This is a genomic window from Streptomyces sp. UH6, from assembly GCF_013421635.1.
GTDB classification, from domain to species: Bacteria; Actinomycetota; Actinomycetes; order Streptomycetales; family Streptomycetaceae; genus Streptomyces; species Streptomyces abyssomicinicus.
Genome location: NZ_JACADT010000355.1, coordinates 1 through 5,357 on the forward strand (window position 1 = coordinate 1; position 5,357 = coordinate 5,357).

Sequence of the window (5,357 nt, forward strand, 5' to 3'; positions counted from 1 at the left end):
GCGAGCCGCGCGGGGCGGTCCCTGGGGTCGGGGGGATGGGGTTGTGTGGTCACGCGACGAGGGCCTTCCCGTTCCAGTCCGCTTCGGGTACCGGACGATTTCTCGTCATGTTAACGCGATCCCTTCCGCAGGGGTCGGTTGTCCACAGGCTGCGTCCGACCGCTCCCCTCGTCCTCCGACCGTTGTCCACAGGGGCTCTTCCGGAAGGTCTCGCCCACAGGGGCTTTTCCACAGGTCCGGCGAGGGGCGGCGATCGCAGGCATGATCCTTGCCATGAACGACAGTGCGAACGACCAGGCGGCGCGGCGTGCCCGGCGGCTGGAACTGCTCCGGGAGTCCGTCCGGACGCTCACCCGGCCGGGGTTCCGGTCGACGCTGCGCGAGCGGCTGGACGACCTGGTGCAACACGCGGGCTCGGTCCACGACCTGGACGAGCCCTCGGACATCTACGGCGGCGGCGTGGTGGAGGCCCTGGAGCGCCGGGTGGCCGGCCTGCTGGGCATGGAGGCCGCGGCCTTCTTCCCGTCGGGCACCATGGCGCAGCAGGTCGCGTTGCGCTGCTGGGCCGGTCGGACGGGCAACCGGGCGGTGGCCCTGCATCCGCTGGCGCACCCCGAGATGCACGAGCGCAACGCGTTCGCGGAGGTGTCCGGTCTGCGGACACTGCGGCTGACGGAGGAGCCCCGGCTGCCCACGCCGCAGGAGCTACAGGACCTGGGTGAGCCGTTCGGCGCGCTGATGGTGGAGCTGCCGCTGCGCGACGCCGGGTTCGTGCTGCCCACCTGGGAGGAGCTGACGGCCACCGTGGAAGCGGCCCGTGAACTGGACGCGGTCGTCCACTTCGACGGCGCCCGGCTGTGGGAGTCGACGGTCCACCTCGGGCGTCCGCTGGACGAGATCGCCGGCTTGGCGGACTCCGTGTACGTCTCGTTCTACAAGTCGCTGGACGGCTTCTCGGGCGCCGTGCTGGCCGGTCCGGCCTCACTGGTGGAGGAGGCCCGGGTGTGGCGGCACCGGTACGGCGGGCAGGTGTTCCAGCAGTTCCCGGCCGCGCTGTCGGCGCTGCTCGGGCTGGAGCGGGAGCTGCCCCGGCTGCCGGAGTACGTGGCGCACGCCAAGGTGGTGGCGGCGGCGCTGGCGGAGGGGCTGGCCGCCGGAGGGCTGCCGTGGGCGCGGGTGCATCCGGAGCCGCCTCACACCCACCAGTTCCAGGTCTGGCTGCCGTACGCGCCCGAGGTGCTGGAGCGGACGGCGATACGCCAGGCGGAGGAGACCGGGCGGCTGCTCTTCGTGGCCGACTGGCACGCCCGGGGGCCCGGGATCTCGTACCACGAGACCACGGTGACCTCCCCGGGGACGGAGTGGACCGGCGAGGAGGTGCGGGAGGCGGCCCGGGACTTCGCGGAGCGGCTGATCGCACGCGGCTGACCGGCGCACCGGTCGGCCTCCGGAGGATCCGCCGGCGTCCGTCGGCCCCGGTCGGGCTCCGGCGAAGGCGGTCGGGCTCCGGCGAGGGCAGTCGGCCTCGATCACGGATCCGGTCGGGCTCTGCCAATCCGGCCGGGCCGGGCCGTGCAGTCGGGCCGGGCCGTTCGGTCGCGCCGGTCAGTCAAACCGGATGTGGCGCAGTCCGACCCGGACCCGGCGGTAGCGGTCGGCCAGCGCTCCGCCTCGGTTGGGGCGGAGCGTGAGGCCGGCCAGGACGGCGATCCGGTCGGCGGTCCTGGACACGGTGAAGTCGTCCGTCCACAGGTGTTCGGCGAACTCGGGCTCCTTGAGGCGCTCCAGCGTCCCGTCGAGCCGCTCCACGGCCCAGCTCTCGAACCGCCGTGGTTTCCACCGGCCCACCAGGCGGCCCAGCAGGCGTCCGAGGCCGCGTTCACGCAGTCGCCGCAGCACGGTCTCCCGTCGCGCGAGGAGGGTGAAGTGCCGTACGTCATGTCCGAGTTCGCCGAGCCGTCCGACGGTCTGCGCGAAGTACTGGGGATCGGTCACCGTCATCGGGACGATCACCACGCCCTCGTGGCGGGTGAGGGCGAGGTCGAGCACCTCCACGACACCCTGCCGCCAGGAGACCAGGTCCTGGAAGTCGCCCCGAAGGCCGGGCGGCGTCATCCGGCGCAGGCCGAAACCGAGGTGCTCCGGGTCGCAGATCACGCTGCCGGGCAGCCTTCGGTGTATCTCGTGCGCGGTCTGTGTCTTGCCGCCCCCGAAGGGGCCGTTGATCCACAGGAGCATGGGCAGAATCTAGTGGCCGCGGGCCGTGTGCGGGCCCGGTCGGGACAATCCGCGGTCGCCGGCCCACGGCGGGGAGGGGCGGCGGTGTCAGCCGAGTCCTCCGGCCCGCACCAGGCCCGTCTCGTAGGCGAGGACCACGACCTGGACCCGGTCGCGCAGCCCGAGTTTGGTGAGGATGCGCCCCACATGGGTCTTCACGGTGGCCTCGGACAGGACCAGCCGGGCGGCGATCTCCCCGTTGGACAGCCCCTGGGCGACCAGCACCATGACCTCCCGCTCGCGCGTGGTGAGCCGGGACAGCTCCTCGTCCCGGGTCCGCGAACGCTCGTCGGGGAGACCCGGCAGCATGGGCGCGAACCGGTCCAGGAGTCGGCGGGTGGTGGACGGAGCCACCACGGCGTCCCCGCTGTGCACGGCGCGGATGGCGGCCAGCAGGTCCCCCGGTGGGACGTCCTTGAGCATGAATCCACTGGCCCCGGCCCGCAGCGCGGTGAACGCGTACTCGTCCAGGTCGAAGGTGGTCAGGATCAGGACCTTGGGCGCGCCCGGTTCCGCGCAGACCCGGCGGGTGGCCTCGACGCCGTCCATACGCGGCATCCGGACGTCCATCAGCACCACGTCGGCCCGCGCGCCGGCGAGCAGACGCAGCGCCTCCTCGCCGTCGCCGGCCTCGGCGACCACCTCCATGTCGGGCTGGGCGTCCAGCACCATCCGGAAGCCGGTGCGCAAAAGCGCCTGGTCGTCGACGAGCATCACGCGGATCGGCATCGGTTTCTCGCGTTCCGTGAGGGGGTGGGCGGCAGGAGGCGGGTGGACGAGGGGGCACGGGGCTGGGGGTCCGAGGGCCGGACGTCCGAGGGGCGGGGGTCCGAGGGGCGAGCCGGGGTGGAGGGCGGGGTACCCGGCGGCGAGGTGTCGGCGAGGTGTCAGAGGGTGGATCTGAGCGGCAGCAGGACGCTGATGCGGAAGCCTCCGTCGGGCCGAGGGCCGGCGTCGAGGGTGCCGCCGACCATGCCGACGCGCTCCCTCATACCGATCAGTCCCTGGCCCTGTCCGTCCGCGCCGCCCGCGGCGCACAGTTCCGGCGGGGCGCCCCGGCCGTCGTCCTCGACCAGCAGGCCCAGTCCGTCGTCGAAGTAGACCAGCCGGACCCCGGCTCCCGCCTCCGGCCCGGCGTGCTTGCGGACGTTGGTCAGGGCCTCCTGCACGATGCGGTAGGCGGTGAGCTCCACCCCGCTGGGCAGCGGGCGGGGGCTGCCCTCGACCTTGAAGTCGACGGTCAGGCCCGCGCCCCGGCACTGTTCGACCAGGTCCTCTATCTGCGCCACGTCCGGCTGCGGCACGTACTCGCCGTTCACCGGCTGCTCCCCCGTGCGCAGCACGCCCAGCAGGCGGCGCATCTCCGCGAGGGCCTGCCGGCCGGTGGCCGAGATGGTCTCCAGAGCCTTCTTCGACTGCTCGGGTGCGGTGTCCAGGACATAGGCGGCTCCGTCGGCCTGGACCACCATCACGGACACGTTGTGGGCCACCACGTCGTGCAGTTCCCGGGCTATCCGGGCGCGCTCGGCTGCCACCGCGATCTTGGCCTGGGACTCCCGCTCCCGTTCCAGCCGGGCGGCCCGCTCCTCCAGCTGTGCGAAGTAGGCGCTGCGGGTGCGGCGGGCGTCGCCGAGTACCCAGGCGAAGACCAGCGGCACGGTCTGGAAGACCAGGATCACCACGTTGCCCAGCAGGGACGACTTCTCCTCCGGCCAGCGCAGCTGCACCAGGGGGGCCGCCAGGAGGGCCACCACCAGGGCGGCGCGGGAGGCCCGGACGCTGCCTGCCACGGCGACCGAGTAGATGGTCATGAGCAGCGCGAAGTCGGCCGGGAGGACCGGCACGTCCATCACCAGCTGGAAGGCTCCGGCCGCGGTGGCCAGCAGCATCATCCGCTCCGGCATCTTGGACCGCAGCGTCGTCGCCACGCCGAGGGCGAGGATCAGCGGCAGGACGACCGGCCGTTCCCCAAAGGCGGTATCGGGACGGTGGGTCCCCATCGCCACCGACGGGAGGACGAGCAGAACCGCCCAGAAGCCGTCCACCCAGGTCTGGTGGGAGCGGATGAAGTCGTAGAGGCGCTGCACCTGTACAGGGTAGGGATGCCGGAGGCCTCCGGAAGTCAGCCGGGCGATCGATCCCCGCGGGCCGGTCGTACGCCCCCAGGGGGACCCGGCCCGCCCGGGGGGTGCGAGGCGCCTAGCCTTGCCCCGTGGCGAAGGCGGGGCAGCGATGACAGGACACGGCGACCGGACGGGCGGCAACCGGACGGACGGCAACCGGACGGACGGCGCACGCGGGTGGCGGGAGGCGGCGCGAGCGGCGCTGTACGGCCCCGGCGGCTTCTACCGCCGCCCGGAGGGCCCGGTGGGACACTTCCGCACCTCGGTGCACGCCTCCCCCCTGTTCGCGGGCGCCGTCTCCCGGCTGCTGTGCCGGGTCGACGAGGCACTGGAGCGGCCCCCGGAGCTGACCTTCGTCGACATGGCGGCCGGACGGGGAGAGCTGGCCGCCGATGTCCTCGCCGCGCTCCCGCCGGAGGTGGCCCTGCGGACCCGGGTCTGCGCCGTGGAGGTGGCGGACCGCCCCGCCGGACTGCCGGAGCGGATCGAGTGGCTGGACCAACCCCCACCCGGGGCGCGCGGGCTGCTGTTCGCCAACGAGTGGCTGGACAACGTGCCGGTGGACGTCGCGGAGACCGACGAGGACGGTGTCCCACGCCTGGTCCTGGTCCGCCCGGACGGGACCGAGGTTCCCGGCGGGCCCGTGGACGGCGAGGACGCCGCCTGGCTGGAGCGCTGGTGGCCGCTGCCGCCCGAGGAGGGACTGCGTGCCGAGATCGGCCTGCCGCGCGACCGGGCCTGGGCAGCGGCGGTGGCCTCCCTGGACCGAGGACTCGCGGTGGCCGTCGACTACGCGCACACGGCCGGCGCCCGGCCCCCGTTCGGCACGCTCACCGGTTTCCGTGAAGGCCGCGAGGTACCGCCCGTCCCCGACGGCTGCCGTGATCTGACCGCCCATGTCGCGCTGGACGCCTGTCGCCTGCCCGGGGGCCGCCTGCTCACCCAGCGGGAGGCGCT

General features: G+C 73.6%; 5 protein-coding genes. 2 read left to right on the forward strand and 3 right to left on the reverse strand.

All coding sequences use genetic code 11. From position 1 onward, the window contains the following. The first annotated feature begins 273 nt into the window (after window positions 1-273). The gene (locus tag HW445_RS17465; protein WP_180221939.1) at window positions 274-1,428 is read left to right on the forward strand and encodes a low specificity L-threonine aldolase; all 1,155 of its coding nucleotides are present in this window, start codon (window positions 274-276) and stop codon (window positions 1,426-1,428) included. Window positions 1,429-1,605: 177 nt separating this feature from the next. Here HW445_RS17465 and HW445_RS17470 read toward each other — a convergent pair whose 3' ends face one another. From HW445_RS17470 to HW445_RS17480, 3 genes are all read right to left on the reverse strand, one after another. Then, window positions 1,606-2,238 (reverse strand): AAA family ATPase, encoded by a 633-nt coding sequence (locus HW445_RS17470; protein WP_180221940.1) that lies wholly within the window; start codon window positions 2,236-2,238, stop codon window positions 1,606-1,608. 87 nt (window positions 2,239-2,325) lie between these two features. Then, window positions 2,326-3,006 (reverse strand): response regulator transcription factor, encoded by a 681-nt coding sequence (locus HW445_RS17475; protein WP_151773369.1) that lies wholly within the window; start codon window positions 3,004-3,006, stop codon window positions 2,326-2,328. A 158-nt stretch (window positions 3,007-3,164) separates the two neighbouring features. Then, the gene (locus tag HW445_RS17480; RefSeq protein ID WP_180221941.1) at window positions 3,165-4,364 is read right to left on the reverse strand and encodes a sensor histidine kinase; all 1,200 of its coding nucleotides are present in this window, start codon (window positions 4,362-4,364) and stop codon (window positions 3,165-3,167) included. A 145-nt stretch (window positions 4,365-4,509) separates the two neighbouring features. Between HW445_RS17480 and HW445_RS17485 the strand changes: the two genes are divergently transcribed. Continuing rightward, on the forward strand, window positions 4,510-5,357 hold an 848-nt coding region (locus HW445_RS17485), incomplete at its 3' end, for an SAM-dependent methyltransferase (RefSeq protein ID WP_180221942.1).